Origin of the sequence: Halochromatium glycolicum, assembly GCF_016584085.1 — a bacterium.
GTDB classification, from domain to species: Bacteria; Pseudomonadota; Gammaproteobacteria; order Chromatiales; family Chromatiaceae; genus Lamprobacter; species Lamprobacter glycolicus.
Window position 1 is genome coordinate 1 of the sequence record NZ_NRSJ01000021.1, and the last position, 14,208, is coordinate 14,208.

Consider the following 14,208-nt stretch of genomic DNA (forward strand, 5'->3'; position numbering starts at 1 on the left):
CGCGCAGCAGTCCCGCGACGCTGAGGTGCTGGCGTGAGAACGGACCACTCATCAATACCTGCCTCGCAGCTTGAGAAGGTCGTGGCAGTATACTGATTCGGCTTCAAAAGTTTACGAAAGATTTTTTTCGGCTCAAAGCCAACTTATTGTTTCTAAAGCAGATATTTTTGCGGCGGGAATTGCTGGGATTGCCGCGCCCGTTCAGGAGATGGGGTCAGAACAGATCCCGACAATCGAGGACCAGATCCGGCACGCTGGCGACCTCGACATGGGATCGATCCGTTACACGGAACCGAGCGCTGTAGCGCCCCCCATCGGGGGCACGATGAACATCCAGATGACCGCCTTGCAGGTCGATGAGCCAGACCTCCGGGATCTGGAACAGGGCGGAGCCCGAACGATTCGCCCTCGCGTGAAACAACAATTGTTCGGGGATGGCGGACGCGCTGCAGTGGTGACGGCTCAGATGCGATGCCGATCCGGCTGCCAGGCGACCTCGAGCTGCTTGAGCACGTCGCGGCGGCTGATGATCCCGATCAGCCGCCCCTGCTCCATCACTGGGAGCCGCCGGAAGTTGCTGCTCGCGAAGCGCTCGGCGACCTCGGTCACCGGCGTGTTCGCATCCACGGTGACCACGTCCGGGCTCATGAAGTTGGCGACATGGCCGCCGTCTTCGCTGTAGTAGCCAGCGCCGAGCGCGATCTGCATGCAGTCGCGCTCGGTGAGGATGCCGACCAGATTACCGACCTGGTCGGTCACCGGCGCACCGGACAGGCGCTGCTCGATCAGGATGCGCAGCGCCTCGAGCACGTCCATCTCCGGTCGCAACGTCACCAGTCCGCGCGACATCGCCTGTTTGGCCGTCTTGGTCTCTATCATCTGCGCGCGTCCTCTCCCAGCGGGCAAGGTTCGGAATCAGTCAGGCTCCGGCGTCTGGGCCGCGGGTCCTTGCGAGCGATTCGGACACACCCGACCACTGCGACAGGCGCCGCCACAATCTGAGCTTAGCCCAGGAATCTGATTCAGCCCACCGCAGCTGCCGGTGACAGCGCCGCGACCGGCAAGCACACCGGCGGCCAGCCCGGCAAAGGCCAGCGAGAAGAACAGCAGGGCGAACAGGAACTCGAGCATCGCGATCAAAACCGTAAACACTGGCTAAACACTGGCTAACGTTCATGGCACCGCGCGCCACCCCGGACGATGAATGGCGCGTGATTCACGGTAACGACACGTATCGCGACATCAGCCACCGAAGTCATCGAGCAGGATGTTGTCGTTCTCGACGCCGAGACTGTGGAGCATGCCGATCACCGAGGCGGTCATCATCGGTGGGCCGCACATGTAGTACTCGCAATCCTCCGGTGCCGGGTGGTCCTTCAGATAGCGTTCGTAGAGCACCGTGTGGATGAAGCCGGTCTCGCCCTGCCAGTTGTCCTCTGGTTGCGGCGACGAGAGCGCGATATGCCAACTGAAGTTGTCGTGCTCGCGGGCCAGGGCGTCGAAATCCTCTTGGTAGAAGATCTCGCGCTTGCTGCGCGCACCGTACCAAAAGGAGATCGTGCGCTGGCTTTTCAAGCGCTTGAGCTGATCGAAGATGTGGCTGCGCATCGGTGCCATGCCGGCGCCGCCGCCGACGAAGATCATCTCGGCCTCGGTGTCCTTGGCGAAGAACTCGCCGAAGGGCCCGGAGATGGTCACCTCGTCGCCCGGTTTGAGCCCGAAGATGTAGCTCGACATGATCCCGGGCGGGACGTCCGGGTGATCCGGCGGCGGGGTCGCGATGCGGACATTGAGCATGATGATGCCCGCCTCGTCCGGGTAGTTGGCCATCGAATAGGCGCGCGTCACCGGATGCTTGGTGCCCGCCTCGAGCTCCCAGAGATCATAGCGATCCCAGTCCTCGCGCAGGTGCTCGGGGATGTCGAAGTCCTTGTATGAAAGATGATACGGCGGACATTCGATCTGGATATAACCGCCGGCACGGAAGGCAACCTCCTCGCCCGGTGGTAGCTCCAGGATCAGCTCTTTGATGAAGGTCGAGACGCTGCGGTTGGAGCGCACCCGGCAAGTCCAGCGGCGCACCCCGAAGACCTCGCGCGGCAGCTCGATGCGCAGGTCGTCCTTGACCGCGACCTGGCAGGCGAGCCGATAGCCCTCGTTGGCCTCGCGCCGGTTGATCAGGCTGGACTCGGTCGGCAGCAGCGTGCCACCGCCCTCCAGCACGCGCACGCGGCATTGCCCGCAGGTGCCGCCGCCGCCGCAGGCCGAGGGCACATAGAGACCCGCATCGGCGAGCGCACCGAGCAGCTTGCGGCCGGCGCTGGTGACGATGTCGCGCTCCTCGTTGATGTCGATGTGGACATCGCCGGTCGGCACCAGGACCCGGCGCGCGCCGAGGATCAGCACCACGAGCGCGAGCACGACCGCGGTGAAGATCAGGATGCCGAGGGTCAGAGAGAGCATGGGGCGACCTCCAAGTACCGCATGGGCGCGCTCACAGCTGGATACCCGAGAACGACATGAAGGCCATCGCCATCAGGCCGGTGGTGATGAAGGTGATGCCGAGTCCCTGCAGCCCATCGGGCACATCGCTGTACTTGAGCTTCTCGCGGATACCGGCCAGCAGCACCAGCGCCAGCGCCCAGCCGAGCCCGCTGCCGAAGCCGTAGACGGTGCTCTCGGGCAGGTTGTAGCCGCGCTCGACCATGAACAGCGAGCCGCCGAGGATGGCGCAGTTGACGGTGATCAGCGGCAGGAAGATGCCGAGCGCCTGATACAGCGCCGGGAAGTAGCGATCGAGCGACATCTCCAGGATCTGGACCATCGCCGCGATCACGCCGATATAGGTGATCAGCCCCAGGAACGACAGATCGAGCTCGGGCAGGCCCGCCCAGGCCAAGGCGCCTTCCTGCAGCAGATACTGATGGATCAGGCTGTTGACCGGCACGGTGATGGTCTGCACGACGATCACCGCGACCCCCAGCCCGAGCGCGGTCTCGATGCGCTTGGAGACCGCCAGGAAGGTGCACATGCCGAGAAAGAACGCCAGCGCCAGGTTCTCGACGAAGACCGCCTTGAACAGCAGCGACAGATAATGCTCCATCAGTGATCTCCAGCCAGGCGCGGGCGCGCACCACCGCTCGGGCCGAAGCGGAGCACCGCGGCCCAGGCGCGCGCCGGCGTCGCACAACAGACTCGCGCCGCGGCCATCAGCTGCCCTCCGTGCGATGCACGATGTTGATACGGTATTCGGGCTTCTCGACCTGGGCCGGCTTCCAGGTGCGGATCGCCCAGATCATCAGTCCGATGATGAAGAAGGCGCCCGGGGCGAGCAGCATCAGCCCGTTCGGCTCGTACCAGCCGCCCTCCTTGACCAGGGGCAGCACCTGCGCGCCGAGCAGGCTGCCCGAGCCGAAGAGCTCGCGGATCGCCGCGACGCTGATCAGGATGACGCTATAGCCGATCCCGTGACCGAGCGCATCGAGGAAGGTCGGCCAGGGCGGGTTCTTCGACGCGAACGCCTCGGCCCGGCCGAGCACGATGCAGTTGGTGATGATCAGGCCGACGAACACCGAGAGCTGCTTCGAGAGCTCGTAGGCAAAGGCCTTGAGCACCTCGTCGACGATGATCACCAGCGAGGCGATGATGGTCATCTGGATGATGATCCGGATGCTACTCGGCATATGGTGCCGGATCAGGCTGATCAGGACGCTGGCGCTGACGATCACCGCGGTCAGCGCGATGCTCATCGTGATCGCCGGCGCCAGCTTGGTGGTGACCGCCAGCGCCGAGCAGATGCCCAGGATCTGCAGCGTGATCGGGTTGTTGTCGACGATCGGCTCGAGCACGAGCCGCCCGAATGTCTTCTCCATTGCGTATCGCCCCCTTCTGTCGTCGCCCCTTGGCTCAGCGACGGCCTCAGCCGCGATCGGATCGGATGCGGTCCAGGAACGGGCCGTAGCCGCGCTCGCCGAGCCAGAACCGCATCAGGTTGGCGACGCCGTTGCTGGTCAGCGTGGCGCCGGAGAGCCCATCGACCCGGTGCTCGGCGTTGGGCGAGGACGGATCGACCCCGCCCTTGACCACCTCGATCACCGGCTCGCCGTCCTCGATCAGCACCTTGCCCGACCACGCGGACAGCCATTGCTCGCTTGCGACCTCGCTGCCGAGGCCGGCGGTCTCGCGCTGCTCGTAGATCGTGAAGGCCTTGGCGGTGCGCCCATCGGGTGCCAGCGCGACCAGTCCATGCATCGTCGACCAGAGTCCGGCCCCATAGACCGGCAGGATCAGGGTCTCGAGCTCGCCGTTGCGGCGCACCAGGTAGACCGGCATCCGATCCGGGCGGCGATCGATATCGGCCGGGTCGCTGTCACCGAGCGCCGTGCTGGCAGACGGGTCCTGGGCGGCCTCGCGATAGGAATAGGTCAGCGGATCGGCGCCCTCGACGAACTCGCCACTGTCGAGGTCGACCAGCTGGGTCTCGATCTGGCCGAAGGCCTCGTCGAGCGAGCGCCCGCCCGTCGACAGCCCGGCCACGTTGACGATCTCCTCCTTCAGCGCCAGCGCCGCGTTGCGCTCCTGCAGCGGCCGCAGCGCCACGGCGGTGGCCGAGACCACCACCGAGCAGGCCAGGCAGAGCGCCAACGCAACGGCCAGGGTCTTGCGCGGATCATCGTTCGGGAGCCGGAACACCGCCAATAGGGGCCCGAGGCGTCCAGCCCGGGCGTTGTCGCGGATCGGCGCATCAGCCCGCATGACGCTTCGCCCTCCGCCGGATGTTGGCCTGCACCACGAACCAGTCGATCAACGGCGCGAACAGGTTAGCGAACAGGATCGCGAGCATCACGCCCTCTGGATAGGCCGGATTCAAGACCCGGATCATCACCGTCATGAAGCCGATCAGCGCCCCATAGATCCATTTGCCGGCCTCGGTCATCGACGCCGAGACCGGATCGGTGGCCATGAAGACCAGCCCGAAGGCGAGCCCACCGAGCACGAGGTGCCAGTGCCAGGGCACGGCAAAGGCAGGATTGGTCTCGCTCCCGAGCGCGTTGAATAGCAGGGCGCCGGCGACGACCCCGAGCAGCACGCCGGCCATGATGCGCCAGGAGGCGACGCCGGTGTAGAGCAGGAAGAGCGCGCCGATGATGATCATCAGCGTCGAGGTCGAGCCGATCGAGCCCTGGATGGTGCCGAAGAAGGCCTGCCACCAGCTGATCCCGGCGGCCTGGATCGCCGACACCCCGCCCTCGGCGGCAAGCATCAGCGGCGTCGCCCCGCTGAAGCCATCGACCGCGGTCCAGACGGCGTCACCGGAGATCTCGCTCGGATAGGCGAAGAACAGGAAGGCACGCCCGGTCAGGGCCGGGTTCAGGAAGTTCTTGCCGGTGCCGCCGAAGACCTCCTTGCCGATCACGATCCCGAACGAGATCCCGAGCGCGACCTGCCACAGTGGGATATCGGGCGGCAGGGTCAGCGCGAACAGGATCGAGGTGACGAAGAAGCCCTCGTTGACCTCGTGGTTGCGCACCAGCGCGAACAGCACCTCCCAGAAGCCGCCCGCGGCCAGGGTCACGATGTAGATCGGCAGGAAGTAGACCGCACCATGCCAGAAGTTGTCCCAGAGGCTGCCGGGATCATTGCCGCCGGCACCGAGTAGCCACAGCAGGCCGCCGCGCCAGCCCTCGACCTGCTCGATGCCCATCGCGGCCATCGCGCTGTTCGCCTGAAGGCCGATGTTGATCATCCCGAACAGCGCCGCCGGCAGCACCGCGATCCAGACGAAGATCATCACCCGTTTCAGGTCGATGCCATCGCGCACATGCGGCGTGCCGGCGGTCACCGTCGACGGCGTGTAGAGGAAGGTGTCGACCAGCTCGAACAGCGCCCCGAAGCGCTCGTAACGGCCGCCGGGGAGGAAATGCCGTTCCTGCCGATCGAGATACTTGCGCAGGGCCTTAATCATCCGAACCTCGGGCGCTGCTCAGGTGTTCGTCGCGGAGCGAAGAGCCGATCATTGCGTCAGTGATTCTCGTGCCAGATCTTCTCGAGGTTGCGCCGCAGCGCCGGCGCGAAGTCGTGCTTGCCGCAGTCGACGAAGCTGCACAAGGCCAGGTCCTCCTCGTCGAGCTCGAGCGCACCGAGCTTCTCGGCGGTTTCGAGGTCGTCGACCAGGAGCGCGCGCAGCAGCTGCGTCGGCAGCAGGTCGAGCGGCATCACCCGCTCATAGGCACCGATCGGCACCATCGCGCGCGGGCTGCCGTGCTGAGAGGTGCCGAGCGCCAAACGCCCCCCGGGCTGCAGCCCGGACCAGAACACGTTCAGCGACGAGTAGCGCCCTTTGCCGGGCTTGAGCCAGCCGAACCACTCGCGCTCGCGGTCCTCGGCCAGCACCGTGATCTGGTTGTGGAAGCGCCCGAGATAGGCGCTGGTGCCGACCGCATGGCGCCCGCTGAGCACCGAGCCCGAGATCACCCGCGCCTCATGCCGGCCCTGCAGCTCGCCGCTGATCAGATCATTGGTGCTGGCGCCGACGCGGGTGCGGATCAAACGCGGCTTGGCCACCATCGGGCCGGCCAGCGAGATGATCCGGGTCGGATCGATACGCCCGGTGCGGAAGAGCCGGCCGATCGCAATGACGTCCTGATAGCCGATGTGCCAGACGCTGCGCTGCAGCGAGGCCGGATAGAGGAAGTGGATGTGGGTGCCGACCAGCCCGGCCGGATGGGGGCCGGCGAACTCGACCGTCTCGAAGCCCGACGACGCCGGCACCGGCGCGGCCGCGCCCGTGGCCTGGACGCAAAAGCGCGGGCCGTCGGTGAGCTTCGCGATCACCCGCAGCCCGTCCGCGAAGGCCTCCCCGGCCTCGCCGATGACGAGACCGGGATCGGGCGCAAGCGGGTGCGTGTCGATCGCGGTGACGAACAAGGCCGCCGGGTTGCTGTCCGGCGGCGGGATCATGCTGAACGGACGCGTCCGGAACGCCAGCCAGGCGCCAGCGGCGAGCAGATTCTCGGTCACCTGCTCACGGGTCAAGCCCTCGAGCTCGTCGGCCGCGTACCGATTGAAGGTCTCTTGATCAGGCTCGGCCGCCTCACCGTCCCGGGCCTCGTCGAGCCGGATCACGATGGTCTCGAGCGCCCGGCGCGGACCGCGGTGGATGGCCTCGACCACCCCACTGCCCGGGGCCGTCGCGGCGACCTCGCGATAGGCCTTGCGGCGCGTGATCGGCTGGCCGAGCCGCACGCGATCACCCACCTCGATCTCCAGCGACGGCAAGCGCTTGACCCCGACGCAGTCGTAGCCGTTGTGGGCAACGTGGCGCATCGCCGGGCCGGCATCGATCACCGGGCTCGGCTCGCCGCTGAGCGGGATATCGAGGCCACGCTTGAGCTTGAAGCGCCGCGTTGTCGACTGCTGCGCCGAGCGATTGGCTGTGAGCGATTGGAAGACTGCCACTGAGATCGGAGAGCCGTTGCTTAGGTTGCAAGATTCAGACGCGCGTTCTCGCCAACGCCCGCCAAGGGGGGCATGAACATGACCCTGAGAGAACGGGGCACTCAGTGAGTACTTGGTAATATACGATCCCTTGCTCGGACGCGAGCGTCAAGTCTCGCGAGCCCTTCGCTACTCTCACGGTGTCGGGCGCCCGGCCGGTGATGATGCCGACTTCACCGGACAGGACGCCGTCATCGCGTGTTCGGCAGGTTCGGCTTCGGCGGCTGCAGCTGACATAGCAATGGATCGATGCGGTTAGTGCCCTGATATTAGTCAGCGCGGCCCGACGTTTCCAAGAAGTGGATACGCGCCGAGAGCTCGAGCGTCGCAGCGGCATGGGCGGCGTTGCGAACGGTCTTGCCGCACGCATAGACACCCTGTCGGGCAATGAGGCAGACCGGGGAAGAAGCAAGGGCTTGCGCCACCTTGCTCGGCGCCTCATCCAGCATGGCGTCTGACCTGACATCCAGCACTGGAACCGACCCAAGCAGACGCATGCCCTCAAGATCGGGCGGCTCGAAATCGCGCCCGGCAAAGCTCGCCGCAACCGAGTGCGGCCCACGAGAATGCAGGATCGCAGCGGTCTCGGGAGACTGACGATAGACGGCGCGATGGATTGGCGCATCCACCGCTACCCCGTTGGGCCAAGCACCGTCGAGCGAACAGGCGATCAGGTCCGCAACGCTCATCGCATCCGACAGCCCCGCGCTCGGCGTGATCCAGACATGCTCACCCCGGCGCACCGAGGCGCTACCGAATTCGGCTTCGTTGCTGCCGGTCAGGCGCAGGCGCGCGAGATGGCCGATCAGCGCCTCGCGCGGATCATCACTCCGGGCACGGGCCGGCGTGGCCTGCCGGCGCACCTGCTCGGCGATCAGGTCCGCCAACGCCTCCGGGTCGCTGAGCGGAACCACCGGCGGGTGCGGCCGCACCGCCAGCGGATCATCGCTCGCCACCGCGATGACCCCATCGTCCTGCGGATAGAGCGGCGCCTTGGCGACCGCCGCCCGGAACACCTCGATCTTCGGCACGGCTGCGCCGCGGAAGCCCTCGATCAACAGGAGATCGAGACTGTCCGCATCGAAGCGCGCCCGCAAGGCATCCAGCCCAGCCGGATGATCCTCGGCGCGCTGGTTGCTGCGGCTGAGCAGCGCCCAGTGCTCGCCCGAGACCAGCATGACCTGCCGCGCGCCGGCCGCCGCGACCTCATAGCTGTCCTTGCCGGGCCGGTCCAGCGCGAAGCCATGATGGGCATGCTTCAAATAGCCGATCCGCAGACCGCGCTGACGCAGTAGTGGCACCAGCTTGCGCAGCAGCGTCGTCTTGCCGCTGCCGCTCGGCGCCACGAACCCGATGGCAGGAATCGGTGGTGCATCCATCCGGGGAGCCCTCAAGCAAAGCGGTTAGGAGGCGGCTAGGAGCCCGAATCGCGCGCTGCCTCACGGACGAGGCGAGAGCAGCATGCAGCGAGCCGAGCGATCGCCCGTCACCGCGAAGCCTCGTCCCGAACAGTCTATCCGAAAGAAGACGGTCGATGTCTGGGCCCTGACGTCAGGGCGCTGACGTCAGGGCCCTCTGGGCGCCTTGCTGCAATGGCGAAGCAGGGGCTTGGCGATACCCTCCCCGGGCGCGAGAACGGCCGCGGCAAAACAGTTCGGCGGTGCATCCGGGGGTGGGTAAAGGCGAAGGCAAAAAAAGGGCGGCATCGTCGCGTTCGGCGCTGTACCATCCACGCCGGCTCCAGCGGGTCGCGCAACCGCCGAACCAGACATCTCCAAGGTCATCCTTCATGAACGACAACCCTGTCGACACAGCAACTGACGAGGTCGTCCCGCGCGGCGGCCTGATCGCGGCCCTCCAGGTCATCGCCGCCGAGGCCCCGGCGGAGGGCATGACCCTGCACGATTTCACCCACGCGCTCGGCGAGCGGGCCTTCGGTCTAATGCTGTTCGCGCTGTCGATCCCGGTCTGCATTCCGCTGCTCTACGGCATCCCGCAGATCGTCTCGCTACCGATGATGGCCGTCGCAATCCAGATGGCCCTCGGTCGTGCGGAGCCCTGGATGCCGCAACGCTTTGGCGAGCGGATGCTCGGCAAGGCCGGTCTGCAGCAGATGGCTGCGGGCGCCGGCAACTATTTCGGCTGGATCGAGCGCCTGGCGCGACCGCGTCTGCTGCTGTTGTCCGGGCCGACCGCGGAGCGGCTGGTGGGCGCCGTGTTCGTTGTCTTCCTCGCCAGCATCCTGATTCCCCTGCCAGCCACCAACACCCTGCCCGGCATCGGTATCGCGATCGCCTCCATCGGCCTCATCACCCGCGACGGCCTGCTGGTGCTCGCCGGCCTCGCCATCGGGGTCGCCTGGATCGCCCTGTTGCTCGTCGGCATCGCACTCTTCGGCCCCGCCTTCATCGATCTCCTCAAGGACGCGGTCAAGTCCCTTCTCGGCCTCGGCTGACGGCAGCGCGGCCTTAGGCGATTTCTGTCAAAGCTCATACCGCCTTGCTGGTCTTTTCGCTCGCCTTCTTCGTCGCGCCGCCGGTCACATAGCCCGGCTATGCTCCCGGCGACGCTCCTCGAAGGCAAACGAACATCCTGCGCAATTCGGTACGAGCTTTTCCGGCAATCGCCTTAGAGGCCCGATCGAGGCAGCCGCTTGACTCGCGCAACCTCCTGATCAATCAGGCTAAAAGGGGGCATTCTGTCAGGGCTTCTGACGCTGGCAGCCAACGCCCCCAAGTCCTTCGCAGCGCCGTGGCCGTGCGCAGCGCCATCGCAGCGCGAGCAGCGCATACCGGTTCAGCTCGACGAAGCGCCGTGCCCCGGGTCCTGCGGTCACTGACGCCTCGAGATTGTCGGTCACCACCAACCGCCGTCTTGAATCCCCCATCCGAACAGGCGCAAAATGAAGGGTTCGTGCCGCGGCGCGCTGCAGCGGGACCCCGGCTTCCGGCACCCAGTTTCTGCCACCCTGCGCGGCCACCCTGTGCGCCTGGGCAAGCGCATCAGCTGCGCTCGGCTGGCGCTTGAGCCACTGATCGCGCGGTTCCTTCCTTCGTGGCTGGGCGCCTCTTCGTGGCTGGGCGCCAATGGGGTGCCAGTGGGGGCGTGAGTGGAGGCGTCAGGGGGGCACCACTGAGGGGGCACCGGGCGAATCACGAAGCCTTGGAGCAAAGAGCAACGCCTGAGACCCGGTTTAGAGCGGGCCGGGCCGCATTGCTCGTCGCTGTTGGTCAATACTAGCCAGGTTGGATCGAGATGGCGCAATACATCTACACCATGAACCGGGTCGGCAAGGTCGTGCCGCCCAAACGCGTGATCCTGCGCGACATCTCGTTGTCGTTCTACCCGGGCGCCAAGATCGGCGTGCTCGGGCTCAACGGCGCCGGCAAGTCGTCGCTGCTGCGGATCATGGCCGGACTCGACACCGAGATCGAGGGCGAGGCGCGGCCGCAGCCCGGGATCAACGTCGGCTTTCTGCCGCAGGAGCCGCAGCTCGACGAGACCAAGGACGTGCGCGGCAATGTCGAGGAGGCGGTCGCACCGATCAAGCAGGCGCTCGAGCGCCTGGACCAGGTCTATGCCGCCTATGCCGAGGAGGACGCCGACTTCGATGCCTTAGCCAAGGAGCAGGCCGAGCTCGAGGACCTGATCGAAGCGACCGACGGGCACAATCTGGATCGAACGCTCGACCTAGCCGCCGACGCGCTGCGGCTACCGCCCTGGGAGGCGCAGGTTTCAAAGCTCTCCGGCGGTGAGCGCCGGCGCGTCGCGCTGTGCCGACTGCTGCTGTCGAAGCCGGACATGCTGCTGCTCGACGAGCCGACCAACCACCTCGATGCCGAATCGGTCGCCTGGCTCGAGCGCTTCCTCAAGGACTACACCGGCACCGTGGTCGCGGTGACCCATGATCGCTACTTCCTCGACAACGTTGCCGGCTGGATCCTGGAGCTCGACCGCGGCCACGGCATCCCTTGGCAGGGCAACTACTCGAGCTGGCTGGAGCAGAAGGAGAAGCGCCTGGAGCAGGAAGAGAAGGCCGAGCAGGCGCGCATCAAGGCGATGAAGCACGAGCTCGAATGGGTGCGCACCAACCCCAAGGGACGCCAGTCGAAGAGCAAGGCGCGCCTGGCCCGCTTTGAGGAGCTGCAATCGCAGGAGTATCAGGCCCGCAACGAGACCAACGAGATCTATATCCCGCCCGGTCCGCGCCTCGGCGATCTGGTGATCGAGGCCAACGGGCTGCGCAAGGCCTACGGCGATCGGCTGCTCTACGACGACCTCTCGTTCAACCTGCCCAAGGGCGGCATCGTCGGCGTGATCGGCCCGAACGGCGCCGGCAAGACCACGCTGTTTCGGATCATCACCGGGCAGGAGGCGCCCGACGCCGGCGAGCTGCGGGTCGGCGAGACGGTCGAGATCGCCTATGTCGATCAGAGCCGCGACGCGCTCGATGACAAGAAGACGGTCTGGGAGGAGGTCTCGGACGGCGCCGACAATATCATTGTCGGCAAGTACGAGATGCCCTCGCGCGCCTATGTGAGCCGCTTCAACTTTAAGGGCGCCGATCAGCAGAAGCGCATCGGCGACCTCTCGGGCGGCGAGCGCAACCGCGTCCATCTGGCCAAACTGCTCAAGAGCGGCGGCAATCTCTTGCTGCTCGACGAGCCGACCAACGACCTCGATGTCGAGACCTTGCGCGCGCTCGAGGAGGCCGTGCTCAACTTCCCCGGCTGCGTGGTCGTGATCAGCCATGATCGCTGGTTCCTCGATCGGATCGCGACCCACATCCTCGCCTTCGAGGGCGAGTCACAGGTGACCTGGTTCGAGGGCAACTATGCCGATTATGAGGCCGATCGCCATCGCCGCCTCGGCGACGAGGCCGATCAGCCGCACCGTATCCGCTACCGGCCGCTGACCGGCTGAGCGTCGGCGTGAGGTCGATGTCTCGCCCAGCCCCGATCGCGCAAACGCGGCCCGAGCGAGCCCGGCTCGCCTGGGCCCAGCGCGAACGCATCCCGCGCAGACGGACGCGGTTTGAACGGTCCCACTGTGAACAGCCGCGCCATCGTCCGAGCGCCTCGCGGCGAGGATTCGCTGATGGATGAGCTGACACGCCTGATCGGGCGCCTCGATACCCTGCTCGACCGCGTCGAGCCTTGGCTGCCGGCGCCGCGCGCGACCGACTGGAACGCAGTCGCCTGGCGCTGGCGCAAGGAGGGTCGGAGCGGCCATCTCGAAGCGATCCGCCGACCGCATCAGCTCGCGCTCGATGACCTCTGCTGCATCGAGCGCCAGCGCGACGAGATCGACCGCAACACGCGCCAGTTCCTCGCCGGCGGCGGCGCCAACAATGTGCTGCTCTCAGGCTCGCGCGGGACCGGCAAGTCGTCGCTGATCAAGGCCCTGCTCAGCACCTATCAGGATCAAGGACTGCGTCTGATCGAGGTCGACAAGGATGACCTGATCGATCTGCCCGGGATCATGGCCGAGATCGACGGCCGCCCCGAACGCTTCATCCTCTACTGCGACGATCTCTCGTTCGAGGCCTCGGAGTCGGCCTACAAGGCGCTGAAGGCGGCGCTCGACGGCTCACTCAGCGCCCCGCCCGAGAACCTGCTGATCTACGCGACCTCGAACCGGCGCCACCTGCTGCCCGAGTATCAGTCCGAGAATCGAGACGCGCGCATGGTCGACGGCGAGATCCATCAGGGCGAAGGGGTCGAGGAGAAGATCTCGCTCTCGGACCGCTTCGGGCTCTGGCTGTCATTCTATCCATTCAGCCAGGAGCAGTATCTAACCGTCGTCCGGCACTGGCTCGAACGGCTCGGTATCCGCGACCCCGATCCCGCCGCGACCGAGCACGCGGCCCTGCAATGGGCCCTGCGTCGCGGCTCGCGCAGCGGCCGCACCGCCTGGCAATTCGCGCGCGATTGGGCCGGCCGACGGACCCCTGAGACGCGCTGACGTCGGCAGCGCCCACAATACAAAGCCCAGCGCACGTTAGCTGGCGTTTGGTACCTGGACACCATGGTCAGCAAGCCACTGCACATCGAGCTGCCAGGTGACCCGCTCGACATCCGGCTGGCCCAGCACCAGACCTTGGGCGCGTTTCTGGTGATCGATCAGGTCTTGTTGGGCTGCAATGACCTTGGGATCATCCTGAGCCAGGCCAGCGAGCTCAGGATGGATGATCTCCAGAAAACGGATGGCCGGGACCTTAAAGTTGCGCGGCGAGGAGAGCGTTGCGACACCGTTGTCCAAGGACACCATCCGGAATTGGTACGGATACTCGGCGAGCTTTGCATCCGCCTCCAACATGTCGTTGATCTCCCATACGCGGGGCTGCCAGATCGACGAAATCCACCAGGCGACCAGCGCGATCACGACGACGCCGAGAACGATGCTGTAGTTGCGCGTAAACTTATCCATTCGATTTGCCTCTCTAAGGTTCAGCACTCAGCTTTGGCGCTGGAGCTTGGCATTGAGATTGATCACTCAGCTCAGGGGCTCAGCTCAGGGGCCCAGCTCAGGGGCTCAGCACCGCTTGAGTGCGATTTGCCATTGATCATCGCCTTACCGAACCGAGAACTCCATGAAAATGGTCAACAATGTGCTGCAACACCGAGCAGATGAGGCTGTCCGACCGGCCACCTCAGAACGACAAGCAGGGCACTGACCAACCCGTTCGAACGACGCTAGGTCACGCCACCC

The 14,208-nt window shown here is 65.9% G+C and carries 14 protein-coding genes; 3 read left to right on the forward strand and 11 right to left on the reverse strand.

Annotated elements, in window-relative coordinates; genetic code table 11:
• Positions 1 to 214: 214 nt before the first annotated feature.
• The 10 genes from CKO40_RS12225 to mobB form a co-directional block, all read right to left on the reverse strand.
• Complete coding sequence (locus tag CKO40_RS12225) at positions 215 to 421, reverse strand: PDDEXK family nuclease (protein WP_200346500.1); 207 nt, start codon at positions 419 to 421, stop codon at positions 215 to 217.
• Between the two features lie 41 nt (positions 422 to 462).
• Positions 463 to 879, reverse strand: a complete 417-nt coding sequence (locus CKO40_RS12230; RefSeq protein WP_200346501.1) for a CBS domain-containing protein — start codon at positions 877 to 879, stop codon at positions 463 to 465.
• Between the two features lie 36 nt (positions 880 to 915).
• Positions 916 to 1,152 (reverse strand): hypothetical protein, encoded by a 237-nt coding sequence (locus tag CKO40_RS12235; RefSeq protein WP_200346502.1) that lies wholly within the window; start codon positions 1,150 to 1,152, stop codon positions 916 to 918.
• Positions 1,153 to 1,242: 90 nt separating this feature from the next.
• Entirely contained in the window at positions 1,243 to 2,463 is a 1,221-nt protein-coding gene (nqrF, locus tag CKO40_RS12240; protein WP_200346503.1) for an NADH:ubiquinone reductase (Na(+)-transporting) subunit F, read from the reverse strand.
• A gap of 31 nt (positions 2,464 to 2,494) precedes the next feature.
• A complete protein-coding gene (gene nqrE / locus CKO40_RS12245) occupies positions 2,495 to 3,103 on the reverse strand; it encodes an NADH:ubiquinone reductase (Na(+)-transporting) subunit E (RefSeq protein ID WP_200346504.1) in 609 nt (202 codons plus the stop codon).
• Between the two features lie 106 nt (positions 3,104 to 3,209).
• On the reverse strand, positions 3,210 to 3,872 hold the full coding sequence (locus CKO40_RS12250; protein WP_200346505.1) for an NADH:ubiquinone reductase (Na(+)-transporting) subunit D: 663 nt from the start codon (positions 3,870 to 3,872) through the stop codon (positions 3,210 to 3,212).
• 46 nt (positions 3,873 to 3,918) lie between these two features.
• Positions 3,919 to 4,755 (reverse strand): Na(+)-translocating NADH-quinone reductase subunit C, encoded by an 837-nt coding sequence (locus CKO40_RS12255; protein WP_200346506.1) that lies wholly within the window; start codon positions 4,753 to 4,755, stop codon positions 3,919 to 3,921.
• Positions 4,745 to 5,965, reverse strand: a complete 1,221-nt coding sequence (locus tag CKO40_RS12260) for an NADH:ubiquinone reductase (Na(+)-transporting) subunit B (RefSeq protein WP_200346507.1) — start codon at positions 5,963 to 5,965, stop codon at positions 4,745 to 4,747. The genes CKO40_RS12255 and CKO40_RS12260 overlap by 11 nt, the downstream gene beginning before the upstream one ends.
• Before the next feature lie 56 nt (positions 5,966 to 6,021).
• Positions 6,022 to 7,458 (reverse strand): Na(+)-translocating NADH-quinone reductase subunit A, encoded by a 1,437-nt coding sequence (locus tag CKO40_RS12265; RefSeq protein WP_200346508.1) that lies wholly within the window; start codon positions 7,456 to 7,458, stop codon positions 6,022 to 6,024.
• Between the two features lie 308 nt (positions 7,459 to 7,766).
• The gene (mobB, locus tag CKO40_RS25155; RefSeq protein ID WP_200346509.1) at positions 7,767 to 8,876 is read right to left on the reverse strand and encodes a molybdopterin-guanine dinucleotide biosynthesis protein B; all 1,110 of its coding nucleotides are present in this window, start codon (positions 8,874 to 8,876) and stop codon (positions 7,767 to 7,769) included.
• 410 nt (positions 8,877 to 9,286) lie between these two features.
• Here mobB and CKO40_RS12275 point away from each other — a divergent pair, with 410 nt between their 5' ends.
• The 3 genes from CKO40_RS12275 to CKO40_RS12285 all read left to right on the forward strand — a co-directional run bounded on the left by CKO40_RS12275 (position 9,287) and on the right by CKO40_RS12285 (position 13,461).
• Positions 9,287 to 9,952, forward strand: a complete 666-nt coding sequence (locus CKO40_RS12275) for an exopolysaccharide biosynthesis protein (protein ID WP_200346510.1) — start codon at positions 9,287 to 9,289, stop codon at positions 9,950 to 9,952.
• Positions 9,953 to 10,752: 800 nt separating this feature from the next.
• Positions 10,753 to 12,420 (forward strand): energy-dependent translational throttle protein EttA, encoded by a 1,668-nt coding sequence (gene ettA / locus CKO40_RS12280; protein WP_200346511.1) that lies wholly within the window; start codon positions 10,753 to 10,755, stop codon positions 12,418 to 12,420.
• Positions 12,421 to 12,594: 174 nt separating this feature from the next.
• Positions 12,595 to 13,461, forward strand: coding sequence for an ATP-binding protein (locus CKO40_RS12285; RefSeq protein WP_200346512.1), 867 nt, complete (start codon positions 12,595 to 12,597; stop codon positions 13,459 to 13,461).
• A gap of 36 nt (positions 13,462 to 13,497) precedes the next feature.
• Here the strand turns inward: CKO40_RS12285 and CKO40_RS12290 are convergent, their stop codons facing one another.
• Positions 13,498 to 13,926, reverse strand: a complete 429-nt coding sequence (locus tag CKO40_RS12290) for a hypothetical protein (RefSeq protein ID WP_200346513.1) — start codon at positions 13,924 to 13,926, stop codon at positions 13,498 to 13,500.
• Positions 13,927 to 14,208 lie beyond the last annotated feature (282 nt).

Bases quoted from the DNA above. Each gene is read 5' to 3' on its own strand.
- CKO40_RS12230 (WP_200346501.1), bottom strand. From the start codon at position 879: ATGATAGAGACCAAGACGGCCAAACAGGCGATGTCGCGCGGACTGGTG.
- nqrF (WP_200346503.1), bottom strand. From the start codon at position 2,463: ATGCTCTCTCTGACCCTCGGCATCCTGATCTTCACCGCGGTCGTGCTC.
- nqrE (WP_200346504.1), bottom strand. From the start codon at position 3,103: ATGGAGCATTATCTGTCGCTGCTGTTCAAGGCGGTCTTCGTCGAGAAC.
- CKO40_RS12250 (WP_200346505.1), bottom strand. From the start codon at position 3,872: ATGGAGAAGACATTCGGGCGGCTCGTGCTCGAGCCGATCGTCGACAAC.
- CKO40_RS12255 (WP_200346506.1), bottom strand. From the start codon at position 4,755: ATGCGGGCTGATGCGCCGATCCGCGACAACGCCCGGGCTGGACGCCTC.
- CKO40_RS12260 (WP_200346507.1), bottom strand. From the start codon at position 5,965: ATGATTAAGGCCCTGCGCAAGTATCTCGATCGGCAGGAACGGCATTTC.
- mobB (WP_200346509.1), bottom strand. From the start codon at position 8,876: ATGGATGCACCACCGATTCCTGCCATCGGGTTCGTGGCGCCGAGCGGC.
- CKO40_RS12275 (WP_200346510.1), top strand. From the start codon at position 9,287: ATGAACGACAACCCTGTCGACACAGCAACTGACGAGGTCGTCCCGCGC.
- ettA (WP_200346511.1), top strand. From the start codon at position 10,753: ATGGCGCAATACATCTACACCATGAACCGGGTCGGCAAGGTCGTGCCG.
- CKO40_RS12285 (WP_200346512.1), top strand. From the start codon at position 12,595: ATGGATGAGCTGACACGCCTGATCGGGCGCCTCGATACCCTGCTCGAC.
- CKO40_RS12290 (WP_200346513.1), bottom strand. From the start codon at position 13,926: ATGGATAAGTTTACGCGCAACTACAGCATCGTTCTCGGCGTCGTCGTG.